Origin of the sequence: Nocardioides sp. LML1-1-1.1 (genome assembly GCF_040676175.1) — a bacterium.
Lineage (GTDB): Bacteria > Actinomycetota > Actinomycetes > Propionibacteriales > Nocardioidaceae > Nocardioides.
The window spans coordinates 226,553-249,713 of the sequence record NZ_JBEGHK010000006.1; the positions used below are offsets into that span (position 1 = coordinate 226,553).

General features: G+C 73.7%; 23 protein-coding genes and 1 tRNA gene. 17 read left to right on the top strand and 7 right to left on the bottom strand.

Features of this window, described 5'->3' with window-relative positions:
• The first annotated feature begins 91 nt into the window (after positions 1–91).
• The 6 genes from MRBLML1_RS20295 (at position 92) to MRBLML1_RS20320 (ending at position 3,596) form a co-directional block, all read left to right on the top strand.
• A tRNA-Trp gene (locus MRBLML1_RS20295) sits at positions 92–164 on the top strand.
• A 38-nt stretch (positions 165–202) separates the two neighbouring features.
• Positions 203–466, top strand: a complete 264-nt coding sequence (gene secE / locus MRBLML1_RS20300) for a preprotein translocase subunit SecE (RefSeq protein ID WP_364519428.1) — start codon at positions 203–205, stop codon at positions 464–466.
• Between the two features lie 40 nt (positions 467–506).
• Complete coding sequence (gene nusG, locus MRBLML1_RS20305) at positions 507–1,379, top strand: transcription termination/antitermination protein NusG (protein ID WP_364519430.1); 873 nt, start codon at positions 507–509, stop codon at positions 1,377–1,379.
• Between the two features lie 122 nt (positions 1,380–1,501).
• Positions 1,502–1,936 (top strand): 50S ribosomal protein L11, encoded by a 435-nt coding sequence (gene rplK / locus MRBLML1_RS20310; protein WP_364519432.1) that lies wholly within the window; start codon positions 1,502–1,504, stop codon positions 1,934–1,936.
• A gap of 63 nt (positions 1,937–1,999) precedes the next feature.
• On the top strand, positions 2,000–2,713 hold the full coding sequence (rplA, locus tag MRBLML1_RS20315; RefSeq protein ID WP_364519434.1) for a 50S ribosomal protein L1: 714 nt from the start codon (positions 2,000–2,002) through the stop codon (positions 2,711–2,713).
• 121 nt (positions 2,714–2,834) lie between these two features.
• Positions 2,835–3,596, top strand: coding sequence for a DUF4232 domain-containing protein (locus tag MRBLML1_RS20320; protein WP_364519436.1), 762 nt, complete (start codon positions 2,835–2,837; stop codon positions 3,594–3,596).
• 10 nt (positions 3,597–3,606) lie between these two features.
• Here MRBLML1_RS20320 and MRBLML1_RS20325 read toward each other — a convergent pair whose 3' ends face one another.
• Positions 3,607–4,902, bottom strand: a complete 1,296-nt coding sequence (locus tag MRBLML1_RS20325; protein WP_414691284.1) for an aminotransferase class I/II-fold pyridoxal phosphate-dependent enzyme — start codon at positions 4,900–4,902, stop codon at positions 3,607–3,609.
• A gap of 132 nt (positions 4,903–5,034) precedes the next feature.
• Between MRBLML1_RS20325 and MRBLML1_RS20330 the strand changes: the two genes are divergently transcribed.
• From MRBLML1_RS20330 to MRBLML1_RS20380, 11 genes are all read left to right on the top strand, one after another.
• Positions 5,035–5,997: an LLM class flavin-dependent oxidoreductase gene (locus MRBLML1_RS20330; RefSeq protein WP_364519441.1), complete on the top strand. Its 963-nt coding sequence runs from the start codon at positions 5,035–5,037 to the stop codon at positions 5,995–5,997.
• 1 nt (position 5,998) lies between these two features.
• Positions 5,999–7,096: a daptide biosynthesis RiPP recognition protein gene (gene mpaB, locus MRBLML1_RS20335; protein WP_364519443.1), complete on the top strand. Its 1,098-nt coding sequence runs from the start codon at positions 5,999–6,001 to the stop codon at positions 7,094–7,096.
• 8 nt (positions 7,097–7,104) lie between these two features.
• Positions 7,105–7,908 (top strand): daptide-type RiPP biosynthesis methyltransferase, encoded by an 804-nt coding sequence (gene mpaM, locus MRBLML1_RS20340; RefSeq protein WP_364519445.1) that lies wholly within the window; start codon positions 7,105–7,107, stop codon positions 7,906–7,908.
• On the top strand, positions 7,905–9,155 hold the full coding sequence (gene mpaD / locus MRBLML1_RS20345; RefSeq protein WP_364519447.1) for a daptide-type RiPP biosynthesis aminotransferase: 1,251 nt from the start codon (positions 7,905–7,907) through the stop codon (positions 9,153–9,155). Before mpaM ends, mpaD begins: the two co-directional genes overlap by 4 nt.
• Positions 9,155–10,357 carry a daptide-type RiPP biosynthesis dehydogenase gene (gene mpaC / locus MRBLML1_RS20350; protein WP_364519449.1) on the top strand — a complete coding sequence of 401 codons (1,203 nt, stop codon included), beginning with the start codon at positions 9,155–9,157 and terminating at the stop codon, positions 10,355–10,357. The genes mpaD and mpaC overlap by 1 nt, the downstream gene beginning before the upstream one ends.
• A gap of 24 nt (positions 10,358–10,381) precedes the next feature.
• Positions 10,382–10,510, top strand: coding sequence for a hypothetical protein (locus MRBLML1_RS20355; RefSeq protein ID WP_364519451.1), 129 nt, complete (start codon positions 10,382–10,384; stop codon positions 10,508–10,510).
• A gap of 47 nt (positions 10,511–10,557) precedes the next feature.
• Positions 10,558–10,683, top strand: a complete 126-nt coding sequence (locus MRBLML1_RS20360; RefSeq protein ID WP_364519453.1) for a daptide-type RiPP — start codon at positions 10,558–10,560, stop codon at positions 10,681–10,683.
• A gap of 110 nt (positions 10,684–10,793) precedes the next feature.
• Positions 10,794–12,431 (top strand): daptide biosynthesis intramembrane metalloprotease, encoded by a 1,638-nt coding sequence (gene mpaP / locus MRBLML1_RS20365; protein WP_364519455.1) that lies wholly within the window; start codon positions 10,794–10,796, stop codon positions 12,429–12,431.
• A 40-nt stretch (positions 12,432–12,471) separates the two neighbouring features.
• Entirely contained in the window at positions 12,472–15,078 is a 2,607-nt protein-coding gene (gene lanKC / locus MRBLML1_RS20370; protein WP_364519457.1) for a class III lanthionine synthetase LanKC, read from the top strand.
• Positions 15,075–15,998 carry an ABC transporter ATP-binding protein gene (locus MRBLML1_RS20375; protein ID WP_364519459.1) on the top strand — a complete coding sequence of 308 codons (924 nt, stop codon included), beginning with the start codon at positions 15,075–15,077 and terminating at the stop codon, positions 15,996–15,998. Before lanKC ends, MRBLML1_RS20375 begins: the two co-directional genes overlap by 4 nt.
• Positions 15,995–16,732 carry a hypothetical protein gene (locus tag MRBLML1_RS20380; protein WP_364519461.1) on the top strand — a complete coding sequence of 246 codons (738 nt, stop codon included), beginning with the start codon at positions 15,995–15,997 and terminating at the stop codon, positions 16,730–16,732. The genes MRBLML1_RS20375 and MRBLML1_RS20380 overlap by 4 nt, the downstream gene beginning before the upstream one ends.
• Positions 16,733–16,806: 74 nt before the next feature.
• Here MRBLML1_RS20380 and MRBLML1_RS20385 read toward each other — a convergent pair whose 3' ends face one another.
• The 6 genes from MRBLML1_RS20385 to MRBLML1_RS20410 all read right to left on the bottom strand — a co-directional run bounded on the left by MRBLML1_RS20385 (position 16,807) and on the right by MRBLML1_RS20410 (position 23,157).
• Positions 16,807–17,103 (bottom strand): transcriptional regulator, encoded by a 297-nt coding sequence (locus MRBLML1_RS20385; RefSeq protein WP_364519463.1) that lies wholly within the window; start codon positions 17,101–17,103, stop codon positions 16,807–16,809.
• Between the two features lie 2 nt (positions 17,104–17,105).
• Positions 17,106–17,537, bottom strand: a complete 432-nt coding sequence (locus MRBLML1_RS20390) for a hypothetical protein (RefSeq protein WP_364519465.1) — start codon at positions 17,535–17,537, stop codon at positions 17,106–17,108.
• Positions 17,538–17,612: 75 nt separating this feature from the next.
• Positions 17,613–19,475, bottom strand: coding sequence for a S1 RNA-binding domain-containing protein (locus tag MRBLML1_RS20395; protein WP_364519467.1), 1,863 nt, complete (start codon positions 19,473–19,475; stop codon positions 17,613–17,615).
• 7 nt (positions 19,476–19,482) lie between these two features.
• Complete coding sequence (locus MRBLML1_RS20400; RefSeq protein WP_364519469.1) at positions 19,483–20,511, bottom strand: helix-turn-helix transcriptional regulator; 1,029 nt, start codon at positions 20,509–20,511, stop codon at positions 19,483–19,485.
• A gap of 154 nt (positions 20,512–20,665) precedes the next feature.
• Positions 20,666–21,844 (bottom strand): YcaO-like family protein, encoded by a 1,179-nt coding sequence (locus MRBLML1_RS20405; protein WP_364519471.1) that lies wholly within the window; start codon positions 21,842–21,844, stop codon positions 20,666–20,668.
• Positions 21,841–23,157, bottom strand: a complete 1,317-nt coding sequence (locus MRBLML1_RS20410; RefSeq protein ID WP_364519473.1) for a TfuA-like protein — start codon at positions 23,155–23,157, stop codon at positions 21,841–21,843. Before MRBLML1_RS20410 ends, MRBLML1_RS20405 begins: the two co-directional genes overlap by 4 nt.
• Between the last annotated feature and the right edge of the window lie 4 nt (positions 23,158–23,161).

Consider the following 23,161-nt stretch of genomic DNA (forward strand, 5'->3'; position numbering starts at 1 on the left):
GGGGTGGGTAGAGTCACCCTCTGGTGGATCTCCCACATGATGAGTCGCGCCCTGACGAAGGTCGGGAGCGCTCGTCCAGGAGATGCCCCGAAGGGCACTAGCTCAATTGGCAGAGCATCGGCCTCCAAAGCCGAGGGTTGGGGGTTCAAGTCCCTCGTGCCCTGCAAGAGACGACCATGAAGACGACGGAAGGGTGAGCACCGTGTCGGACACTCCGGCAGTCCGCGGAGACCGCAAGGACTCCTCGGGTGGCAAGCAGCCCGAGAAGCGCACCGGTCCGGTGACCTTCTACCGTCAGGTGGTCGCCGAGCTGCGCAAGGTGGTCTACCCCACCCGCGACCAGCTGGTGACCTACTTCTTCGTGGTCCTCGCGTTCGTGCTGGTGATGATCGCCCTGGTGTCCCTGCTGGACCTGGGCCTGGGCAAGCTCGCCTTCGAGATCTTCACCGGCGCCGACGACATCTGATCCCGCCTCCGGCGGGATCGGTGAAACATCCGGACAACTGATGGAGCAGCACGTGTCGGAGCAGTACGACTCGGCCCCCGAGATCGACGAGGCGGCCGACCAGGTCGAGGCCGTGGAGTCGGCCGAGGAGGACGCCGCCGAGGTGACCACCGAGGCGGACGCGACCGACGAGACGGTCGAGGTCGACGAGACCGTCGACGTCGAGGGCGCCGACGAGGTCGCGGCCACCGAGGACGAGGAGACCGAGGACGACGAGGCTCCGGCCGAGGCGTCCGACGAGGACCCGCTCGAGGCGTTCCGCCGCGAGCTGTGGGCCAAGCCCGGCGACTGGTTCGTGGTGCACACCTACTCCGGCATGGAGAACCGGGTGAAGCAGAACCTCGAGAACCGGATCCACTCCCTCAACATGGAGGACTACATCCACGAGATCGTGGTCCCCACCGAGGAGGTCGCCGAGATCAAGAACGGCCAGCGCAAGATGGTCAAGCGCACCGTTCTCCCCGGCTACGTGCTGGTCCGCATGGACCTCACCGACGAGTCCTGGGCCGCCGTGCGGCACACCCCGTCGGTCACCGGCTTCGTCGGCCACAGCCACCAGCCGGTGCCGCTGAGCATGGACGAGGTCGAGAAGATGCTCGCCCCGGCCGTGGTCAACGCCGCGGTCGCCGAGGCCGAGGCCGCCGCGGCCGCCAGCGGTGGCGGCGGTGCCGCCTCGACGCCGAGCAAGAAGCCGGTCGAGGTCGCGGACTTCGACGTCAGCGACTCGGTGCTCATCGTCGACGGCGCCTTCGCGACGCTGCACGCCACGATCACCGAGATCAACGCCGAGGCCCAGCGGGTCAAGGCGCTCGTCGAGATCTTCGGCCGGGAGACCCCGGTCGAGCTCTCGTTCAGCCAGATCCAGCGGGTCTGAATTTCGCCTCTGCGCCCGCGCGCGGAAGAATGTCTGGGTTGCCCCGCTCCGGCGGGGGACGCAGGTGGCAGAGACGTACGTCGTACGCCTCGTCATGACCACGAGAAGAAAGAGATTGAGGAATGCCTCCCAAGAAGAAGATCGCCGCACTGGTCAAGGTGCAGCTGCAGGCCGGCTCGGCCACCCCGGCGCCGCCGGTCGGTACCGCGCTCGGTCCGCACGGCGTCAACATCATGGACTTCTGCAAGGCGTACAACGCCCAGACCGAGTCCATGCGCGGCAACGTCATCCCCGTCGAGATCACCATCTACGAGGACCGGACCTTCGACTTCATCACGAAGACGCCGCCGGCCGCTGAGCTGATCAAGAAGGCCGCCGGCCTCAAGAAGGGCTCGGGCGTCCCGCACAAGGAGAAGGTCGGCAAGCTGACGACCGACCAGGTGCGCGAGATCGCCACGACGAAGCTCCCCGACCTCAACGCCAACGACATCGACGCCGCGATGAAGATCGTCGCCGGGACCGCCCGTTCCATGGGCGTCACCGTCGAGGGCGCCTGATCCACCGTGGAAGGGCCGCGCTGGCCCGCTGACCACACCTCCTCTTCGAGCTAAGGAACCACCATGCAGCGCAGCAAGACCTACCGCGCGGCTGCCGAGACGTTCGACAAGAACGAGCTCCACGCGCCGCTTCCCGCGATCAAGATCGCCAAGAGCACCAGCAAGAAGAAGTTCGACGAGACCGTCGACGTGGTCATGCGCCTCGGCGTCGACCCGCGCAAGGCGGACCAGATGGTCCGTGGCACGGTCAACCTGCCGCACGGCACGGGCAAGACCGCCCGCGTCCTGGTCTTCGCCAACGGCGACAAGGCCGAGGCCGCCCGTGAGGCCGGCGCCGACCACGTCGGTGGCGACGAGCTGATCGACAAGGTCGCCGGCGGCTGGATCGACTTCGACGCCGTCGTCGCCACCCCGGACCTGATGGGCAAGGTCGGCCGCCTCGGCCGCGTGCTCGGCCCGCGTGGCCTCATGCCGAACCCGAAGGTCGGCACCGTCACCCCGGACCCGGCCAAGGCCGTCTCCGACATCAAGGGCGGCAAGATCGAGTTCCGCGTCGACCGGCACGCCAACCTGCACTTCATCATCGGCAAGGCGTCCTTCTCCGAGCAGCAGCTCGCCGAGAACTACGCCGCCGCCCTCGACGAGGTGCTGCGGCTCAAGCCGTCCAGCTCCAAGGGCCGCTACCTGAAGAAGGTCACCTTCTCCACCACGATGGGCCCGGGCATCCAGGTCGACCCCAACCGCATCAAGAACGTCGCGGGCGAGGACGAGGCCTGATCCACTGACCTCCGGTGGTCGAGGAGGTCGCGCAGCGACCGTCTCGAGACCCGACACCCGCCGTTCCCTCCGGGGGACGGCGGGTGTCGCGCTTCTCGGAGGACTGCCTAGGGTGTGCGTCATGCGGCGACTGCTCGGGGCGCTCCTGGTGACGACGACCCTTCCCTTCCTGGCGGGGTGCGACGAGAGCGCGCCTGACCCCGTGGCCCAGGCGACCGGCTCGGCCTCCGCACCGGCGACGGAGCCGACCCGGACCAGCGCCTCGGCCGGTGTCGAGGAGCTGCCGCCCGGCTGGGACGAGCCGGCGGACGGCCCCTCGCCCACCCCCGACGCCGCGCTCGACGACGCCGCGCTCACCGCCCTGCTGCGCACCCGCGCGGCGGTCCGCGCCGGCACCGAGCACTGCCGGCCCGACCAGGTCGAGGTCGACCTGCGCGGCTACGGCGTGGCCGCAGGGCACCGCTCCACCTCGATCGCGGTGCGCAACACCTCGCGGCGGGCCTGCACGCTGGCGGGGGTGCCGGGGATCGGCGCCCGCGGCGCGTGGGGCCACACCTTCGTCCCCGAGGTGGACTCTCCCGGCCAGGGGAGCACCCCGGTGCGGATCGAGCCGGGTCAGTACGCCGCCGCCGGGCTCGAGTGGACCGGGGAGCTCGCGGGCGCGGAGTCGGAGCGGGTGTCCCTGATGGTCGTGCAGCTCGCGTCCGGGCAGGTCCCGGTGCCGGTGGAGCCGCGCCTGGTCAACGACCCGGACGATGCCGGGGCGCTCGACATCGGCCAGCTCACCACGATCCACCTGAGCGCCTTCGCGCCGCTGTCGCGTGCGGAGGCGGCCCGGCTGGCCGTCCCCTTCGAGGACGGCCTGGTCCGCCCCGAGAAGTGAGGCGCGCGCCTCAGGAGGTGAGCTTCTCCAGCGCCGCCAGCTCGACGCACACCGCCACCCCGGCCATGGCCGCCTCCACCTCGGCGAGCACCGGGAAGGTCGGCGCGAGCCGGATGTTGCGGTCGTGCGGGTCGTCGCCGTGCGGGAACGCCGAGCCCGCGGGGGTCAGCGCGATGCCGGCCTCCTTGGCGAGCTGGACGACGCGCGACGCCGTACCGTCGAGGACGTCGAGGTTGACGAAGTAGCCGCCCGTCGGCACCGTCCACTCGGCGATGCCCAGGCCGCCCAGGCGGGCGCTGAGGGCGTCCTCGACCGCGGCGAACTTCGGCGCGATCAGGTCGCGGTGCTTGCGCATGTGTGCGCGCACGCCGTCGGCGTCGCCGAAGAACTCCACGTGCCGCAGCTGGTTGACCTTGTCCGGGCCGATCGCGGCGAAGCCGAGGCGCTGCAGGTACCACGCCCGGTTCTCCGGGGAGGTCGCGATCACGCCCACGCCGGCACCGGCGAAGGTGATCTTCGAGGTCGAGGCGAACATGATCGGCCGGTTCGGGTGGCCGGAGGCGGCGGCCAGGCCGAGCGCGTCGGCGCTCTTGGCCTCGTCGTCGGTGAGGTGGTGCACGGCGTAGGCGTTGTCCCACAGGATCCGGAAGTCCGGCGCGGCGGTCGGCATCGCCATCAGCTCGGCGGCGACCTCCGCGGTGCAGACCGACCCGGTCGGGTTGGCGTACGTCGGCACCAGCCACAGGCCCTTGACGGCCGGGTCGTCGACGAGCGCCCGGACGGCGTCCACGTCGGGACCGTCGGGGGTCATCGGCACGGTCACCATCTCGATGCCGAGCTCGGCCAGCATCGTGAAGTGGCGGTCGTAGCCGGGCACCGGGCAGATGAACTTCACGACCGGCTCCTCGCCCCACGGACGGGGGGAGTCGGGCCCGCCCTTGAGCAGCATCGCGGTGATGACCTGGTACATCATCGTCAGGCTGGAGTTGCCGCCGGCGACGACGGCCGAGGCGTCCACGCCGAGCAGGTCGGCGAAGATCTCGCGGATCTCGGGCAGGCCGTCGAGGCCGCCGTAGTTGCGCACGTCGGTGCCCGACCGGTCCCGGTACGACGTCGGCAGGCTCAGCAGGTCGTTGGACAGGTCGAGCTGGTCGGCCCCCGGCTTGCCCCGGGTGAGGTCGAGCTTGAGGCCCTGGGACCTCAGCGCGTCGTAGTCGCCGCGCACCGTCGTCAGACGCGCGGCGAGGTCGTCGGCGGACAGGTCGGCGAGCGGCGTCGAGTTCGTCACGGGTCCATCGTGCCGCATCCGCCCCCGGAACCCCTGACCGCATCCGGTCACGCACGCACTCGGCCCGTTCAGCCCACTTCTGCGCCGCTTCCGGACAGGTGAGCATCGGTGCACCGATCCGATGGCGACTGCGGGAAGAGAGGGGGAGCGATGCTCACGTACTCCGTGATGCTGCCGTTCTCGACGACCAAGCCCGACCAGCTGGTGCCCTACGCATCCATGGTCGAGTGGACCGCGGTCCACCGGCTCTGGCAGGGCCAGTCGGTCGTCATCGAGCCGCACCAGGGCTTCGCCCACGCGGCCGGATCCGGGCTGCGGATCCCGCTCGGGCTCGCGGTGACGCTGATGCCGCTGCGGCACCCGTTCGAGGCCGCGGTCCAGGCCGCGTCGCTGGCGCGGACGACCGGACAGCCGCTGGTGGCGGGCTACGGGCCGGGGCCGAAGCTGTTCCAGCAGATGCTGCGCGGCAAGCCCTACGAGAGCCAGCTCGGCGCGGTCCGGGAGTACGTCACCGCGATGCGCGGGCTGCTCAGCGGCAAGCCGGTGGCCCAGGACGGGGAGTACTTCACCTGCCACGGCTCGCTCGGCGTGGCCAACCCGCTGGTGGAGATCGGCCTCGGCGTGCTGCGGCCCAGGATGGCCGAGCTCGCCGGTGAGGTCGCGGACGTCGCGATCACCTGGCTCACGCCGGCGTCCTACATCCGCGACACCATCCGGCCGGCCCTGGAGGAGGGCGCCCGCAAGGCGGGTCGTCCCGTGCCGCGGATCGTGGCCGCCGTACCGATGGCGTTGGAGCGGCACGGCCGGGAGCCGGCCGAGGTCGCACTGGCGAGCAACGCCGCGCACCTGCGCGGCCCGCACTACCAGGACATGTTGGCCAAGGCCGGCGTCGACGTCGCGGGCAAGGAGCCGATCGAGGCCGCCGCCGCGCTCGTCGAGAGCGGCGCCTTCCTCTCCGGCGACCTGGACCGGCTGGTGGCGGGGTTGAAGGAATTCGAGGACGCGGGCGTCGACGAGGTGGCCCTGAACTTCACCGGGGTGCAGAACAAGTCCGGTCCGCGCAAGGCGATGGAGGAGCTGAGGCTCGTGCTCAAGGAAGTCGGGGTGTTGTGAGATGACCGCACAGCTGGAGGCGCCCGCCACGGGCGCGACGCGTGAGGTGAAGGGCAGTCGCCGGACCCTCAAGACGTGGGGCTCGGGCCTGGTGAGCGCCGACGTCTTCGAGTCCGGGCTGGCGCCCTTCGGCGACACCGCCGCGGTCGTCGTGCTGGACCGCGCCGAGCACTGGCCGCGCCTGCTCGACAGCGGCGTCGTCGGCGCCGACAGCCGGGTCTTCGTGCCGCGCGCCGAGGACAGCGGCCCGAGCCCGCTCGTGATGGGCTACGAGGGCTCGCTCAGCGACCCCGGCGGCGAGGTCCAGGTCGGCGCGTCCTTCTTCCTGCAGACCCAGGACTACGGCACCAGCGAGTACCTCTCGCTGATCGGTGCCACCCTGGTCCGCGTCGTCGACGAGGCGGACCTCGAGACCTTCCTCGACGACGCCGACAGGGCCCGTACGACCGGCGTCTTCCCGGAGTTCCTCACCCACCACCTGGTGGCGCTGTGCGACGTGCCCGCCCTCGGTGGCCGCTACGCCGAGGACGGCCCCTCGCTGCGCCTGTTCGTCGACGTCAACGGCGCCATCTCCACCTCGCCGAGCGGTCTGCGGCTGGGCGAGGTCGGCGACGACTTCGCCACCTTGGAGAAGGAGTGGCTGCGGCTCAACGGCGCCGGTGAGCTGCCCTGCTCGGTCTGCCTGGGCGCGGCGATCTCCGACGAGGTCCGGGTGCCGGCGATCACCGCCCGCCCGTGGCTCTCGCGCTACCACGACGCCATCGCCGGCATCCGTCATCTGCGCGGGCGGGAGATCGGCTTCGACCACGAGATCCAGGTCTCCGGCTTCGGGGCCCGGATGACGCCGGAGCTGGCGGACGTCGACGCGCCGGCGGACGACCGGTCGGGCGCGCCCACCCTGCTGTGGACCGCCGACGCGGCCTTCGTGCACAGCCCGCTCACCGACCGGGTCTTCCGGCTGGAGCGCGAGGCGGGCGCGGTCGTCGAGCGGCTCATGGTCCACGGCTCCGTGGACGCCGCCGCCGGCCCGGTCCCGGAGGAGACGCTGCTGCAGGTCCGTGACTTCTTCGCCCGCGCCGGCCTCCCCCTCTGCGACTGAGGCCGGCCATGTCCATCACGGGAACCACGGAGCTGGCGCTGCGCGGCAGCGCGGCGGCAGCGCTGGAGGGACGGCTCGACGTGCTCGTCCTCGGCGACCTGTACGACGCCGCGGGTGCCGCCGTCTACCACGACACCGGCTCGCTGGACCCCACCGAGATCCGTGAGCTGGTGCGGCTGGTCCGTGCCACCTCCGGACCGATCCTCGAGCTCGCGGCCGGCTCCGGGCGGCTCACCCTGCCGCTGCTCGGGCTGCGCCGCTCGCTCACCGCGGTCGAGCTCTCCGCGGACATGGCCGCGATCCTGCGCACCGAGGGCGCGACGGCCCGTGGAGGCGACCTGCTCGAGGTCGTCGAGGCGGACATGAGCGACTTCGACCTCGGCCGCACCTTCGGCGTGGTCGCGCTCGGCGCCTCCTCGATCGCGCTGCTCGACCCGGCCGGCCGCCAGGGGCTCTACGCCTGCGTGCGCCGCCACCTCGCGCCCGGCGGCGTCTTCCTGCTGTCGGTCGCGCACACGCTGGAGACCGACGGCGGCACCTGTGACGACACCTACGACGTGCAGGGCCGCTCCGGCCGCGCCTACCGGATGCACCAGTTCTGGCAGCCCGGCGAGGCGCACCGCACGGTCTGCGTCTACCCGCTCGACGGCGACCTCCCCACGTCCCCGGTCTGCCTGAGCACCCCGCGGGTGATGGAGCGCGACGTGGTCCTCGCCGAGCTCGTGGCCGCCGGCTTCACGCTGCGCGCCGAGCACCCGGTCGCCGGCCCCGGCACCGTCGTGCGCGACGTCTTCCTGGAGGTGACGGCATGACCGCCCTGTGGCCCGCCCTGCTGCCGCCCAGCCGGCACGGCGACGACGACCTGTGCCTGCGTGGTGCCTCCGGCGTCCGGCTGTCCTTCCTCGACGGCAGCGAGCGGCTGTGCGCGACGAGCGGGCTGTGGAACGTCAACCTCGGCTACGGCAACGAGGCGATCGCGAAGGCCGTCGGTGAGGCGACCCGCGACGCGTCGTACCTCGGCGTGTTCCGGTGGGAGAACGACCGGGCCCGCGAGGCCGCGGACCTGCTGTGCGAGGCCGCCGGCAGCGACCACTTCGGCAAGGTCCTCTTCAGCACCTCCGGCGGCGCCGCCAACGACCTGGTGATGAAGCTGGTCCGCCACCACCACGCGCTGCGCGGGGACACCCGCCGGCGGCTGGTCGTCGGGCTGCGCGACAGCTACCACGGCCTGATGTTCGGCAGTGCCGCGCTGACCGCCGACGACCTCGGCCAGCAGCTCTACGGCGTCGACCGGCGCCTGGTGCGCCACGTCCCGCCCAACGACGTCGCCTCGCTCGCCCGGCTGCTGGAGCGCGAGGGCGCCCAGGTGGCCGCCGTCGTGGTCGAGCCGGTGCTCGGCACCGGTGCCCTGCCCCTGACGAGCGAGTACGTCGACGCGCTGGTCCGCCTGCGCGACGAGCACGGCTTCCTGCTGGTCGCCGACGAGGTCGCCACCGGCTTCGGGCGCACGGGCGACTACTTCGCCTCCCAGACCTGGCCGGGCCGCCCGGACGTGATGGTGACGTCCAAGGGCCTGACCAACGGCACCTGCGCCGCCGCCGCGGTCCTCGTCTCGCACGAGGTCGCCGACGTCTTCGCCGGCGCGGACGCGGTCGTCGGCCACGCCGAGACCCAGGCCGGCACGGCCACCACGGCCGCCGCGATCATCGCCACCATCGAGCAGATGGCCGGCCTCGACGCGGTCGAGCGCGGCCGTGGCGTGGCCCGGCTGCTGGACGCCCGGCTGGACCGGCTCGTCGCCGACGAGGCCGCCGTGCAGGCCCACACCGGACGCGGCTGCTTCCGCGCGGTGACGGTCGCCGACGCCGAGGGGCGCGCGATCAGCGGCACCGACGTCGCCGACCTGGTCACCGCCATCCGCCACGCCGGCGCGGTCGTGCACCCCGGGCCGCACGGCTTCCAGCTGATCCCGGCCCTGGTCTACACCGAGGCCGAGGTCGACGAGCTCTTCGGCTGCGTCCGCGCGGGCCTGGCCGCCTTCACCGGAGGGGAGCGCTGATGTACCCCGACCGGCCCAGCGTCACCCTCGACGGCACCCCCGCGCTCGGCCCCTGGCTGCGCGAGCGCGAGGTCGCCGGCTCCGCGCTGCTGCTCGTCGACGACGGCGTCACCGGCACCGCCATCGAGGACGCCGTCATCGACCAGCTGCGCTCCGCCGGCACCAGCGTCGAGCGCCGGGTGGTCTCCGCCCGCGGCAGCGCCTCCCATCCCGCCGAGCGGCACCGCGTCGTCGTCGGCATCGGCGGCGGCGGCGTGATCGACCAGGCCAAGCTCACCTGCCTGCTCGGCAGCGGCGACGGCGCCCGCCGGCGGCTCGGCGCGACCCAGCGCTGCGGGCTGGTGGCGCTGCCCCGCGACGTACGACGGCCGCAGCACCTGGTCCTCGTGCCCACCACCGTCGGCACCGGCGCCCACGTCAGCCCCAACGCCTGCCTGGAGGTCCGCGGCGCGAAGCGGCTCGTCAACGGCGACTGCCTGCGTGCCGACGCCGCCGTGCTCGACCCGGCTGCGGTCGCCGCGCTGCCCGGCTGGCTGCTCGCCGAGGGCGCGCTGGAGAACCTCGCCCGGGTGGCGGGGGTCTACGCCGGCGACGAGCTCGACGTACCGGCCGCCGACGCGCTGGTCGAGGAGGTCGTCCGCGACGTCGTCCGGCTCGGCTACCGCGCCGACGACGCGATGGACCCGGCCGGGCGCGCCGAGCTGCTCGCGATGAGCGGGCGCACCCACGGCGCCGACCTCGTCGAGGGCCGCGCCCTCTACATCGACAAGTGCTGGCCGCTCGCCAACGAGCTGTCCACCGGCCTCGGCATCCGCAAGGTGCAGGCCATCGCGATCGTGCTGCCCGCGCTGTGGCGCGCCATCGAGACCGGTACGACGGCCGCGGGATCGGCGCGCCGGCTGGCCCGGCTGTGGGACGTGGTCCGCGCCGCCGCCCCGGTCGCGCTGCCGGAGAGCGCCGGCAGCGGCCTCGCCGCGCTGGTCGCGCACTGGCGGATCGGGCTCGACGACGCCGCGCGCGCCGTCGGGGACCAGTCGCTGGAGGAGGTCGTCGACCGGCTGGCCGGCGGCGCCGTACGGGCGTGGGGAGCGGGGCTGCCGATGCTGCGCGGCCTCGACCACGCCGCCGTCGCCGCGCTCTACCGCGACGGCCTGCTCACCACCCAGGACTCCGGTGCCGCGTCCGCGGTGCCGGCCGGATGAGAGATGAGGAAGGAGGTGTATCGGATGTTCCACGAGGACGCTCCCCTGGAGCTCGCCATCCAGGAGATGGAGGCCCAGGACGCCCCGGGCTGGGGTACCGCCATCAGCGCCGTCACCGGCGCCACGCTCGTCACCGCCGTCGCGTACACGTGATCGGCAGTGATCCACACCGCTAGAGACCTCGGAAGGAGGTGATTCAGATGGAGAACAACAAGATGCTCGAGCTCGAGATGCAGGAGCTGGAGACCCTCGACGCTCCCGGCTGGTGGACCAGCTTCGTGGACAGCGTGGTCGTGTCCGGCGTCACCGTCGCGGCCTACACCTGATCGGCCCTTCGGCGACAAGCCGGATCAATCCGCTGCTGTGCCCGTCCTACGTGGCGGGCACAGCAGCGGCACCTTCTCGCAACGACCACCCACCTCTCGGGAGACCCACCGTGACCCAGCAGATCGACGACCGCGACGCGCTGAGCCTGCCGGCTCGCCCGCGGCTCGCGGCCGACGTCCGGGTGCACCCTCCGGTGGAGGAGGGCTCTCCCTGGATCATCGAGCGCGACGGCCGCCGCTACTTCCGGGTCGGCCCGGACCTGGCCCGCCTCGCGCAGTCGCTCACCGGTGACCACGACCAGCGCGAGCTGCTCGTCGTGCTCGGCCGGCCCTGGACCGAGGAGGTCCTCACCGGGGCGCTGCGCCAGCTGCACGGGCTCAAGCTGCTCGCCGACGGCGACGCCCCGCCGCCGAAGCGGCGCCGGGTGGCCGTCGTACCACCGATGACGATCCAGATCACCGTGCTCGACCCGTCGCGCATCCTGCGCCGGCTCGCGCCGCTGACCGACGTGCTCGGTCGCCGTCCCGCCCTGCTCGCCTGCCTCGCCCTCGCGATCGGCGGCCTGGTGGCGCTGGCGCTGCAGGCGCCGACGGTCGACGAGCTGATCTCCAGCCCGGTCCCGCTCACCGTCTTCGCGGTCGTCTTCCTCGGCAACTTCCTCGCCACCGTCGTGCACGAGATGGCGCACGGCGCGGTGCTCACCCACTTCGGCGGCACGCCCCGCCGGATGGGCTTCATGCTCTTCTACCTGGTGCCCGCGTTCTTCTGCGACGTCAGCGACGGCTGGCGGCTGCCGCGCGGCGCCCAGCGGGTCCGGGTCGCGCTCGCCGGCATCGCCGCCCAGTTCGTGCTGGCCGGTGCCACGGCCCTGGCCTCGCTCGCCGTGCCGGACTCGACCCTGCGCAGCAGCCTGGTGCTGCTCTCCGCGGTGATCTACGTCGCCGGCTCGGTCAACGTGATCCCGTTCGTGAAGTTCGACGGCTACCTCGCGCTGATGTCCCACCTCGACATCTCCGACCTGCGCACCCACGCGATGGCCGACGCGCGCAGCTTCCTGGTCCGCGTCCTCTTCGGCGTCCGCACCGAGCGGGTGCTGCCGGGCCGGCGCTGGGTGGTGCCCTACGGCCTGGGCTGCCTGCTCTTCCCGCTCGTCCTCGTCGGCTTCGTCGGCCTGCGGCTGTGGTCGGAGATCTTCGCCCGGATGGGGTACGTCGGCGCGATGATCAACCTGAGCCTGCTGCTCCTCATCGTGTGCGGCATCGGCAAGGAGCTCGTGCGTCTGCACCGCGCCGCGCTCGACGGCGGCGGCCGGCTGGCCCGCCTGCTCGGGGTGGACCTGGTGCTCGCCGCGGTCACCCTCGCGGTGCTGACGCAGGGACAGGTCGCCCGCACCGTGCCTGCCGGCTACGTCGCCGACGGCGACGGGGCCCGCCTCTACGTGACGACCTCCTCCGACGCCGGCGAGATCCGGCCCGGCCAGCAGGTCGAGCTGCGCGACAACGGCCTGCTCCGTCGCCCGCAGACCGGCGCCGGCACGATCGGCGACGCGCCCTCGGAGCACGCGAAGATCTCGATGACCACCTTCACCCCGCTCGACCTGGACATCGACCTCAGCACCGGCGTGGTCGCCTTCCGGCTCGACGTCGCCGACCCACCCGCCCACGACCACGGCGTCGCCCGGGTCGAGGTCGGCGAGCGGTCGCTCGGCGGCTGGCTCTACGACTCCTACGTGGCCCCGGTCCTCTGACCCGAGCCGCACCCACCACCGCACGCAGGAGGTCCCGCCCATGGACGCCCCGGTCTACATGTACTACTGCCGGCCCGACACGCTCTTCCACGACGTACCGGGCTTCGAGCGGGGCACCTTCACGCGCTCGACCGACGCCGCTCCCGACGGCTGGCGCCGCGGCGCCGACCGCGAGTGGGTGACCCTGCTGCCGGACGCGCCGTTGCCGCGCCAGGGCTGGAAGATCCACGTCAGCGCCACCCCGGACAGCGCCGAGGAGGTGCTGGCCAGCTGCTGGGACTACTGCGTGGCGAACGAGATCGCCTTCAAGTTCCTCAAGAGCACCGAGTGCCTGCTGGCCCGCTCCAGCAAGTACGCCGACCGCGCCGGCAGCGGCAAGTTCGTCACCATCTACCCGGTGGACGACGCCCAGCTCGCCACCGTGCTCGACGACCTCGGCGCGCTGCTCGACGGACAGCCGGGGCCCTACATCCTCAGCGACATCCGCTGGCGCAACGGTCCGCTCTACGTGCGCTACGGCGCCTTCGAGCCGGTCCAGCTGCGCACCTCCGCGGGCGACCTGCGCTACGCGATCGAGGACCCCGAGGGCCGGCTGGTGCCGGACGTGCGCGGGCCCGGCTTCCGGCCGCCGCCGTGGGTCCCGCTGCCCGCGCCGGTGCAGGAGGCCCTCGACGCGCGCCAGGGGACGCGGCTCTCCGACTTCCCCTACCGTCCGCGCAAGGCGCTGCACTTCTCCAACGGCGGCGGGGTCTACCACGGCACCGACCGCGACGAGGCGCCCGTGCTGCTCAAGGAGGCCCGGCCGTTCGCGGGCTTGGACACCTCCGGGGCTGACGCCGTCGCCCGCCTCGACCAGGAGCGCTGGGCCTACGAGCAGCTCTCCGGGCTGCCGCAGATCCCGCGCCTCTACGACTACCGCCGCGGCCACGAGCACTACTTCCTGGTCCGCGAGGAGGTCGACGGCGAGGACCTCCAGCACCTGATCTTCGCCCGCAACCCGCTGCTGCGCGCGGACGCCTCGCCCGAGGACTTCGCGGCGTACGCCGAGTGGGCGCTCGCGATGATCGACCGGGTCGAGGAGGGGCTGAGCGCGATCCACGGCCGCGGTGTCGTCTACGCCGACCTGCACCCCGGCAACGTGATGGTCACCGCCGACGGCTCGCTGCGCTTCATCGACCTGGAGGCCTCGCGCCCGATCGAGGAGCGCACCGGGCAGTTCATGGCCGCGCCCGGCTACTCCGCGCCGCCGGGCTGCACCGGTGCGGCGATGGACCGCTACGCCCTCGGCGTGATGCGCCTGGCGATGTTCGTGCCGATGCCCTCGCTGCTGATCTGGGGACCGGACAAGGCCGGGGAGTTCCTGGCCACCATCCGCCGCTGGTTCCCCGTCCCCGACGACTTCGAGGACCGGGTCCGCGCCGACCTGACGCCGACGACCGAGCCGCTGCCCGCCGAGGAGATCGACGAGCGCCAGGTCGCCGCCGCCGCGCTGATCCGCCAGATCGGGGGCACCGGCTGGCCGGAGACCGGGGGAGCGCAGGTGCCGGAGAGCACCTGGCGCGGGCTCGCCGCCCGGATCGCCACCGGCATCCTCGACAGCGCCGACCTCGACCGGAGCGACCGGCTCTACCCCGGTGACGTGCAGCAGTTCCTCGCCCGCGGTGCCGGTCTCGGCCTCGCGCACGGCGCCGCCGGCGTCCAGTGGGCCCTGCACTCCCTCGGCTACGACGTCCCGGAGTCCCACCGCGCCTGGCTGCGCGACGCGGTCCGCCGCCACCCGTGGAGCGACCCGGGCCTGGTCGACGGCGCCGCCGGCACCGCCCTCGCGCTGCACGCCCTCGGCGAGCCCGAGCTCGCGGCCGACCTGCTCGACCGGGCCGTGGACGTGGTGTCCGAGCGATCGGGCTGGCGGCTCGCGGACGGACGCTCCGGCGTCGGCCTGGCGCTGCTGGAGGTGGCGGCGCGCGAGGACGACCCGAGCCGGGCCGCCCGGCTGGTCGACCGCGCGGGCGAGATCGTGCGCGGGTGGCGGGCCGAGGACGTCGTACCGGTGGAGGCGGGGTCGTGGGGACCGGGCCTCTTCGGCGGCGCCACCGGTCCGGCCGCCCTGGCGGTCGCCTGGGCCGCGGTGAGCGGCGAGGAGGAGCACCTCGACCACGCCACTGCCGCCCTGTGTCACGACATCGCCGAGCAGCGCCGGATCAGCGCGGGCGCCGGCAACGGCACCCTCTCCCCGCTGCTGGTGCGCGGCAGCGGCGGCACGGCCGTGGTGGCCGACCGCCTCCTCGCCCAGCGCCACGACGCCGAGCTGGCCGCCTTCCGCGACGAGGTCCTCGCCGCGAGCGCGGTCCCCTTCGTCAACGACGGTGGGCTCTTCGGCGGCCGCGCCGGGCTGATGGCGCTGCGCCGGATCCTCGGCGCCCCGCGCGAGGAGTCCCACCTGCGCTCGCTCAGCCTCCACGTCGTCGGCTGGAACGACGCCCTGGTCACCCTCGGTCCGCTGGCCCTGCGCCTGTCGGCGGACCTCGGCACCGGCGCCGCGGGTGTCCTGCTCGCCGTGCACGGCGAGCTCGACGAGCAGCCCGTCGCCCTGCCGTTCCTGGGCCTGAGCACCCCGGCGCGTCTCGTGGAAGGAGCAGCGCGATGAGCACCACCCCGGCGATCGAGGCGATCGGCCTCGGCAAGCACCACGGTGGGGTCCGGGCGGTGGCGGACCTGTCGTTCGCCGTCCGCCCGGGCGCGGTCACCGGCTTCCTCGGCCCCAACGGGGCCGGCAAGTCGACGACCCTCCGCCTGCTCACCGGTCTCGACCGGCCCTCCGCGGGCCGGGTCCTGGTCGACGGGCGGCCGCTGACCGAGTGGCCGGAGCCGGGCCGCAAGCTCGGCGCGGTGCTCGGCGTCAACTGCGCGCACCGCGGCCGGACCGCACGGGACAGCATCCGCTGGGTGTGCCGCCTCGCCGGCGTGCCGATGCGGCGCGGCGACGACCTGCTCGAGGAGCTCGGCCTGCGCGGGGTCGCGGACCGTCGTACCGGTGGCTTCTCGCTGGGCATGCGGCAGCGGCTCGCGCTGGCGATCGCACTGGTCGCGGACCCGGAGATCCTGGTGCTGGACGAGCCGATGAACGGCCTGGACCCCGAGGGCATCCTGTGGACCAAGGACCTGCTGCGCCGGATGCGCGCGGAGGGCCGCACCCTGTTCTTCACCACCCACCTGCTGTCCGAGGTCGAGGACCTGGTCGACGACCTCGTCGTGATAGCGAACGGCGCCGTCGTCGACACCGGCTCGGCCCGCTCGTTCATGGACCGCCACGACCACGGCGCGGTCGTGGTCCGCTCCGACGACCTGCCCGGCCTGGCCGCGGTGCTGCAGGCCGCCGGGGGCCGGGTGGTCCGCGTCCTCGACGGCGACCGGATGGAGGTGTCCGGCCTGGACGCCGCCCAGGTCGGCCGGATCGCCGCCCAGGCGGGGATCCCGGTGCTGGAGCTCTCCACCGGCCGCAGCCTGCACGGCGCCTTCGACGCCGCCCTCAACCCACGTCTCGCTGTCGATGGAGGAGTCCGATGAGCACGCTCCAGGTCCGGCTGACCCAGGCCGAGCTGATGAAGTTCACGACCGTGCGCTCGCACCTGGTCACGCTGGTGCTCGGCACCGCCGCCGTGGTCGCGATCGCGGTCGCCGTCGCGGCCGCCGGCGACCAGCCGATCGGCCCGGCCGCACCGGAGCCGGTCGCCCTGCCGATGGAGTACTTCGCCTACGTCGCGATGGTGCTCGGCGTCCTGATCGCCACCTCCGACTTCTGCTCCGGCACCTATCGGGTGGCCGCCGGGCTGGTGCCGCGACCGGGCCTGCTGCTCGGCTCCAAGTACGTCGCCGGGGTGCTGCTCGGTCTCGCCGCCGCCGTCGCCGTGCTGCTCCTGGTCCTGCTCGGGGCCGCGCTGGGCGCCGACGCCACCATGGGCTCGCCGTTCGCGAGCGACCAGTGGTCGGGCCACCTGGTCAGCCTGCTCGTCGTACCGGTGGCGGTGACGATCGGCATCTCCGTCGGCGCCCTGCTGCGCAGCAGCGCCGCGGCGATCGCCCTCCTGCTGCTGTGGTCGCTGGGCGTGGAGACCGTGCTGGTGCTCCTGCTGCCCGAGGACGTCGGCGCCTACCTGCCCTTCAAGACCGTCGGCGCCAGCCGCACGGTCGTCGGCGAGCTGAGCGACTGGGCCGGCTTCGGCCTCTTCGCGCTCTACGCCGCGGCGCTCGCCGCGCTCGCCTTCGCCGCCCACGTGCGGCGCGACGCCCCGGCCGACTGAGGTCCTCCCGACGCACGAAGCCCGGACCGGCGGACCCGGTCCGGGCTTCGTGACGTGGTGGGCAGGGGGTGAGGTCAGCCGCCGTCGACGATGGCGACGAGCGCGGCGTGGTGGCGGCGGTAGGCCTCGCGACCGGACCGGGTCATCCGCAGCCACACGCGGTAGCGGGACCCGGTCCGGACCCGGCGCTGGGCGATGTAGCCCGCCTCCGAGAGGTAGGCGAGCTGCTTGCTGAGCACCGAGGCGCTGATCCCGAGGTGCGCCTGCACGGCGGCGAACTCCACCTCCTGCGCGGCGTGCAGCATCGCGCAGATCCGCAGCCGGTGGGCCGGGTGGATGACCGGGTCGAGGTCGTCGGCGCTGGCGGTCATGCTCAAGCGGTGCGGCGCCGGTAGGCAGCGCCGGTGATGAGGACGACGATCGCGGCGAGCCCGGCACCGACGGCCCAGACCCAGTCCTCCTCGGTGACGGCGTAGGCCACCGCGGTGCCGCCGATGACGACGAGCACCGTGACGATGAAGGGCGCGAGGTCGCGGAAGCGGAAGGCGGCGAAGGAGATGCCGCGCTTGTTCTGCACGGTCATGTTGAGCAGCAGTGCGATGGCGACGGCGCCGAACATGACGGTGGAGCGCTGGGCGGTGTCGAGCATCTGGGCGAGCAGGACGGCGGCGACGAGCACCGCCATCGCGGCGAAGAACCAGGCAGGCAGGACCGGGTTGCGCACGGCCGAGTCGGCCTTGTCGGCGAGGCCGAGCGCTTCGCGCGCCTCGCGTTGCGTGGGGTCAGGGTTTCCGAGACTTTCCATACTGGAAAGTGTGCGCCTGACTTTCCACAGTGTCAAGTGAGGAACCGGCGGATTCTCGGGGGTCCTGACGAAGAATCAGGCGATCGTGAAGTCGTCGTGGTAGCCGATCTTGGCCAGCTCCACCTGCCCGTCCGGCAGCACCCAGTAGTGCAGCCGGCGGGCCGCCGCGGTGCGCACCTGGAGGCTGGCGCGGAAGGCGAGCGCACCGTCCTCGCGCACCCGCTGCCGCGAGCCGTTGCCGGTGCCGTCGGTCGCACGCAGCGGGTGGACCGCGAGCCCGGGCCGGTCCGGCGCCCGGCCGCAGGCGACCTCCGCGCACACCTCGTGCACGCGGTCCAGGCCGATGCCCTCGACCCGGCGCAGCGACTCCAGGAACTCCGGGCCGACCACCGGGTCGCGCCAGCGGTAGCGCTCGCGGTCCGCGGCCGTGGTCCGCCGCGCCCAGCTCGACCGGATCGCGGCGACCAGGCGCTGGCTCTCCGGCACCCGGGCGTCCAGCTCCTCGCGCAGCGCCGCCGCCGTCTCCCGCCGCTGGTGGGCGTCGGCCCGCGAGCGCTGGGCGCCCCGCTCGGCCCGCTCCGCGCGGGTCCGGGCGTGGTCGAGGTCCTGGCGCAGCTGCCGGCCCTCCTCGGTGGCGGTGGCGAGCTCGGCCCGCAGGCGTCGTACCTCGGCGCGGGCCTGGTCGAGCGCGCTCTGGGTGCTGTCGACGAGGCCGGCGGAGGCGTCCTCGAGGGTCACGAGCACCCGCTGCCGGGCATCGGCCAGGTCCTGCTCCAGGTCGTGGACGACGCTCGCCGCCTGGGCGCGCAGGTCGGCCAGGTGCCGCTCGGTGCTGGCGACCAGCCGGCGGTAGTCCTCGCCCGCACTCCGCGCCCGCTCGGCCGCGGCGTCCAGCTCGCGGATCTGGTCGGCGATGCCGTCGCCGGTGGCCGCAGGGCGCGGCGCGTGGTCGCCGAAGGAGGGTCCGGGCGGCAGCTCCGCGGCCAGCGGCAGCACGGCCGGCTCGGGCTCGTCGTCGGGCAGCCAGGGCGGCCCGTCGGGCAGGAGGGCCGGTCGCACCCCACCGGGAGGTACGTCGCGCAGCGAGAGCAGCACCCGCTCGGTGCCCTCGTGGGCCAGCACCCGGGCCCGGACCCGCTGGTCGACCCGCAGCCGCTCCTCGGGATGGGCGACGTGCTCGTCCGCGACCTCGCTGACGTGCACCAGCCCCTCGACGCCCGGGAGCAGCTCGACCAGCGCGCCGTACGAGCGCAGGGCGGACACCCGTCCCACGACGCTGCTCCCGACCGGCGCCTCGGTGGCCAGCCTCTCGCGGGGGTCGGGGGTGAGCTCGGCGGCGCTGACCAGCAGCCGGCGCCGGCCGTCCCAGCCGGTGACCCGCACCCGCAGCGTCTGGGCGACCCGGACCAGCCGGGCTAAGGGAGCGGACACCCGGGCGACGGCGGCGGCGGGGAGGATCGCGGGCGTCCCGTCCCCCAGCCGTACGACGGCCTCGTCCGCCCGCACCGCCACGACCACCGCGACCTGCTCGGTGCGCGTCGGCCCGGCCGGCGTCCGGCCTGCGGCGGTCACCGCGGCGGCGACCTCGTCGAGCACGGCGGGGTCGGTGGCGGTCGCGTCGTCCAGCAGCACGAGCGGGTGCTCGTCGGGAGAGCTGGCGGGGCCCAGGCCGGGACGCCAGACCCGGACCGCGTCGCCGTAGACGTCGAGGCCGGCGGGCAGGCGTCGCTTGAGCTCCCAAGTGGCGTCGGTCGAGGTCACCAGGTGCACGGTGGCCCGCTCGCCCAGCGTCGCGAGCAGCCCGGCGACGTCGAGCAGCGGCGTGCCGGAGCGTGCCGCGACGGCGACCAGCGGCCGGCGCCGGGCGGGGTCGAGCGCCCGGGCGGCGAGGTCCGCCGCGGCGGCGGCCGTGTCGACGACCTCGGGCTGGACGCTCATGACCGGCTCAGAGCAGGTCTTCGCTCGTCAGCAGCCCGGTGTCGCGCGCCCGGACGCCGGCCTCGAACCGGCTGCGGGCGCCCAGCCGGGCGTTGATCGACTCCGCCATCCGGCGCACCGTGCGCTCGGAGACGCCGAGGGCGTTGGCGACCGCGCGGTCGGTGCGGCCCTGCGCCCACAACCGCAGCGCCTGCATCTCCTGCTCGTTGAGCTGGCCGCGCTCGCGGTGGCGGCGCGGGCCGAAGGGCTTCGAGGTGCGCCAGGTGGAGGTGAACAGCGCGGACAGCGCGGTCACCATCCCGCGCCCGGTGACGACCATCGCGCCCTGCGCGGAGTCGTCGTCGAGCGGGACCATGACGACCTCGCTGTCGACCACGATCATCCGCAGCGGCAGGGTCGGGGTGACCCGGACCTCGCCGCCGAGGTCGCTGAGCCAGTTGATGTGCTCGACGGTCGCCTCGTCGTTGAGCACCGAGTCGAGGTAGACCGCACGCATCCGCACCCCCCGGGCCAGGGTCTCCTGGTTGAGCGGGCGGGAGCGGCGCAGGTTCTCCGCGGACTGCGCGCCGCCGGGGTTGAACGACCAGATCGTGTGGGAGCAGCGCTGGGAGAGCTCCTCGATCCGCCGGCGCACCGCGTCGAGGCCGATCACCCGCTCGATGTCCAGGGAGTCCGGGGCCGCGGCGTGCCGGGCCTCGAGCAGCTGGCCGATGGCCATCCGGCTCTCCTCCAGGCGCACCTTGCGGCTGGCGATGTCGGACTCGTACTGCGCGAGCAGCGCGGTCAGCGCCGCGTCCGGGTTGATCAGCCGTGGCTGGTCACCGGCGTCGTGGACCAGCGCCAGCGCGGCGAGCCTGCCCAGCGCCTGGTGGAGGTCCGGCTCGGAGATCCCGATGGCGTCGCGGATGGTCTCGCGGTCCGCCTCCGGGTCGGTCAGCAGCGCTCGGTAGACCCGCTCGGCGTCGGTGTCGAGGCCGAGCTCGGAGAGCCGCCCGCCGAGTGCGTCGGGCTCCTTGTCGCCCCATGGGTAGAGCACGGGACATTCCTTCCCCTCATGTCCTGCACCGACCAGGCGCGGCCTCTCCCAAGCGCGGTCCCCATCGGCTGGGTGAACGTGCAGAGGATAGCCCGCAGCGCCCAGGGTCATGCCTGAGAACGGGTGAAGAATGAAGGAGGCCTGGGAGGGCGTGTCAGGCTCCCCGCTGGGTGCGCACGTGCACCCGCTCGAAGGCCATCGCGCTGCGCGGCACGACCACCTTGACCACGGCGATGTCGTCGTCGGTGCTCAGGTCGACGAGCAGGGGCTCGCTGCCGACGACCTCGCGCACACGGCGCACCATCGACGCCAGCTCCTCGCCGAGGTCGTCGTGGTGCTGCACGAAGCCCGCCGTCGCCTCGTCGTACGACGCGGTCGGGGCGGGGAACTGGCCCTTGATCCGCGCGTGCTGGTGGGCGTGGTCCATCGTGCTCCAGAAGTGCTCCAGGTCGTCGCGGCTGCCGACGATGGCGGCCAGCCGGCCCTGCGCGGCCTCGGTGACGGCGCGGGAGAGCGCGATCAGCGGGTCGCCGTGCGAGCCGCTGCCGCCGCACACGACCGGGAAGTCCCAGCTCCAGACCAGGCACTTGAAGGTCGGTACGCCGAACCGGCTCGGCAGCAGCGCGATCGAGACCTGCCCGCCGGCGCCGGTGATCGCCTCCACCATCGCCGCGCACACCGGGTCGGGCACGCTGGCCGGGTCGATCGAGGGCGCCGCGGCGATCTCGGCGAGGGTCGGCCGGCTGAGCGCGTCGCGCTCGATCACCTCGTAGAGAGCGTGCAGCGCGGCCTCCTCGCGGCAGTTGCCGGAGGCCAGGCCGTTGCTGCTCGGCCGCAGCTCGACGGGGGACCAGCGGTGCGCCGCGGGGTCGCGGAAGCAGATCTCGTCGATCGGCACGGGCACGGTCCGCCCGGTCTCCATGCCGACCGCGTCCACCCAGTCCAGCGGGGTGCGCTCGCTGAGGAAGGGGCTCGGCGTCATCCCGATCTCGCGGACGTCGTAGCCGAGGTCGAGGTCGGCGGCGGCCACGGCGCGGTGGCTGACCGGCGGGCGGACCCGCTCGGCGTGCCAGAACTCGATGCCCTCCATGGCCGCGGAGACCTTCGCCAGGAGCAGGCTCTGGCCCTTGCCCTGCGAGACGCTCAGCGTCCACGACAGCGGCCGGGTCGCCATCGCGACCGGGATGCCGAGGTGGTCGAGGCCGGTGACGTCGGAGACCCGGGTGATGCCGTAGCGCTCGAAGCGCGGCCGGATGATCTCCCAGGTCTCCTCGGGCGCCCGGGTGCGGTGGGTGCCGCTGGTGTGGACCTTGCGGGTGCCGGTCGTGCTCATGCGAGCCTCCATCGGGTGCTCAGGGTGCCGCCGTCGTCGGCGTGGTCGCGCAGGAAGTACGGCCGGACGGCGGCCGCCGCCTCGTCGAGACCCGCCAGCCCGCGGTCCCGGGCGGCGGCGAGCAGCGCGGTGTGGTCGGGCGAGCAGCCCCACAGCCCGGACAGGTGGCGCAGCAGCCGCTCCTGCGGCAGCCGGTCGACCAGGCGCTCCTTGTTGCGCCACCAGGTCTCGTCGTTGAGCCGGCTCGCCCGGGCGATCTCCTGCCGGAGCCCGGGCGCGTCCGCCAGGTCGGGGCGGGCGGCGCGGAGGTCGTGCAGCCCGCGCGGGGGAGCGAAGGCGCGGACCAGGGTGCGCAGCACGGCCTCACCGGCGGGCAGGTCGCGCTCGGTGGCGAGCAGGTAGGGGCTGTCGGTGCCGATCACGCCCGTCCAGCGCGCGGCGACCTCCTCCTCGCTCGCGCCGAGCTCTCCGACGACGAACGCACGCCAGGTGGTGGGGAAGTCGGCGTCGTAGACCTGCCGGTGGCGGAGCACCGCGGCGTCGCTGACGGCCACCCCGTCGGCTGGCACGACGCGGTGCTCGACCGCCCAGTCGTAGACGTGCGGGTTGCGCCAGGTGTCCGCGCTGCGCACGGCGGCCGGCGTCGCGGTGAGCTCGTCGAGCCGGCCCAACGTGGCGAGCGCGTCGTACGCCTTGACCGCGGCGGCCTCGGGGTGGGCGGCGCGGAACTCGTCGAGCGCGTCCAGCTCGGCCTCGGCCTCCGGCCGCTCCCGCAGCACGGTACGACGCAACGCCGGCCACGAGCGCTCGGTGTAGTGCTGCCCGCGGCAGACCGCCACCAGCCGCTCGGCGAGCGCGGGGGAGAGGACGCCCGCCTCGACGGCCGCCGCGGTGGCGACCCGGACCCCGACGAGCGGCACGTTGCGCGCGGACAGGTCGCCCTCGCGCAGGTGGACCACGGCGACCTCGTCGTCGGCGTCGATGACCCCGTCGCGGTACATCTCGAAGACGGTGCCGGCGCCGACCATGCCCACCTGGTGCAGCTCGGCGGCGCGCAGGGCGCCCATGCTGGAGCAGCCCACGACGTGCACGCCGCGGTCGACCAGCTCGAGGATCTCCTTGTGCCGCACCGAGACCTGCTGGTGGTAGAGCCCGTCGATGATCACCACGACCGCGCCGGCGGGGGCGTCGAGCGCGATGAGGTCGCCGTGCCGGACGGGCTCGTGCACCTGGGCGCCGGGCAGCACGGAGTGCACCTGCTCGGCGGTGAGGGTCGGGCCGGTGAAGACGTGGACCGGTGAGGGGTGCGACACGGGC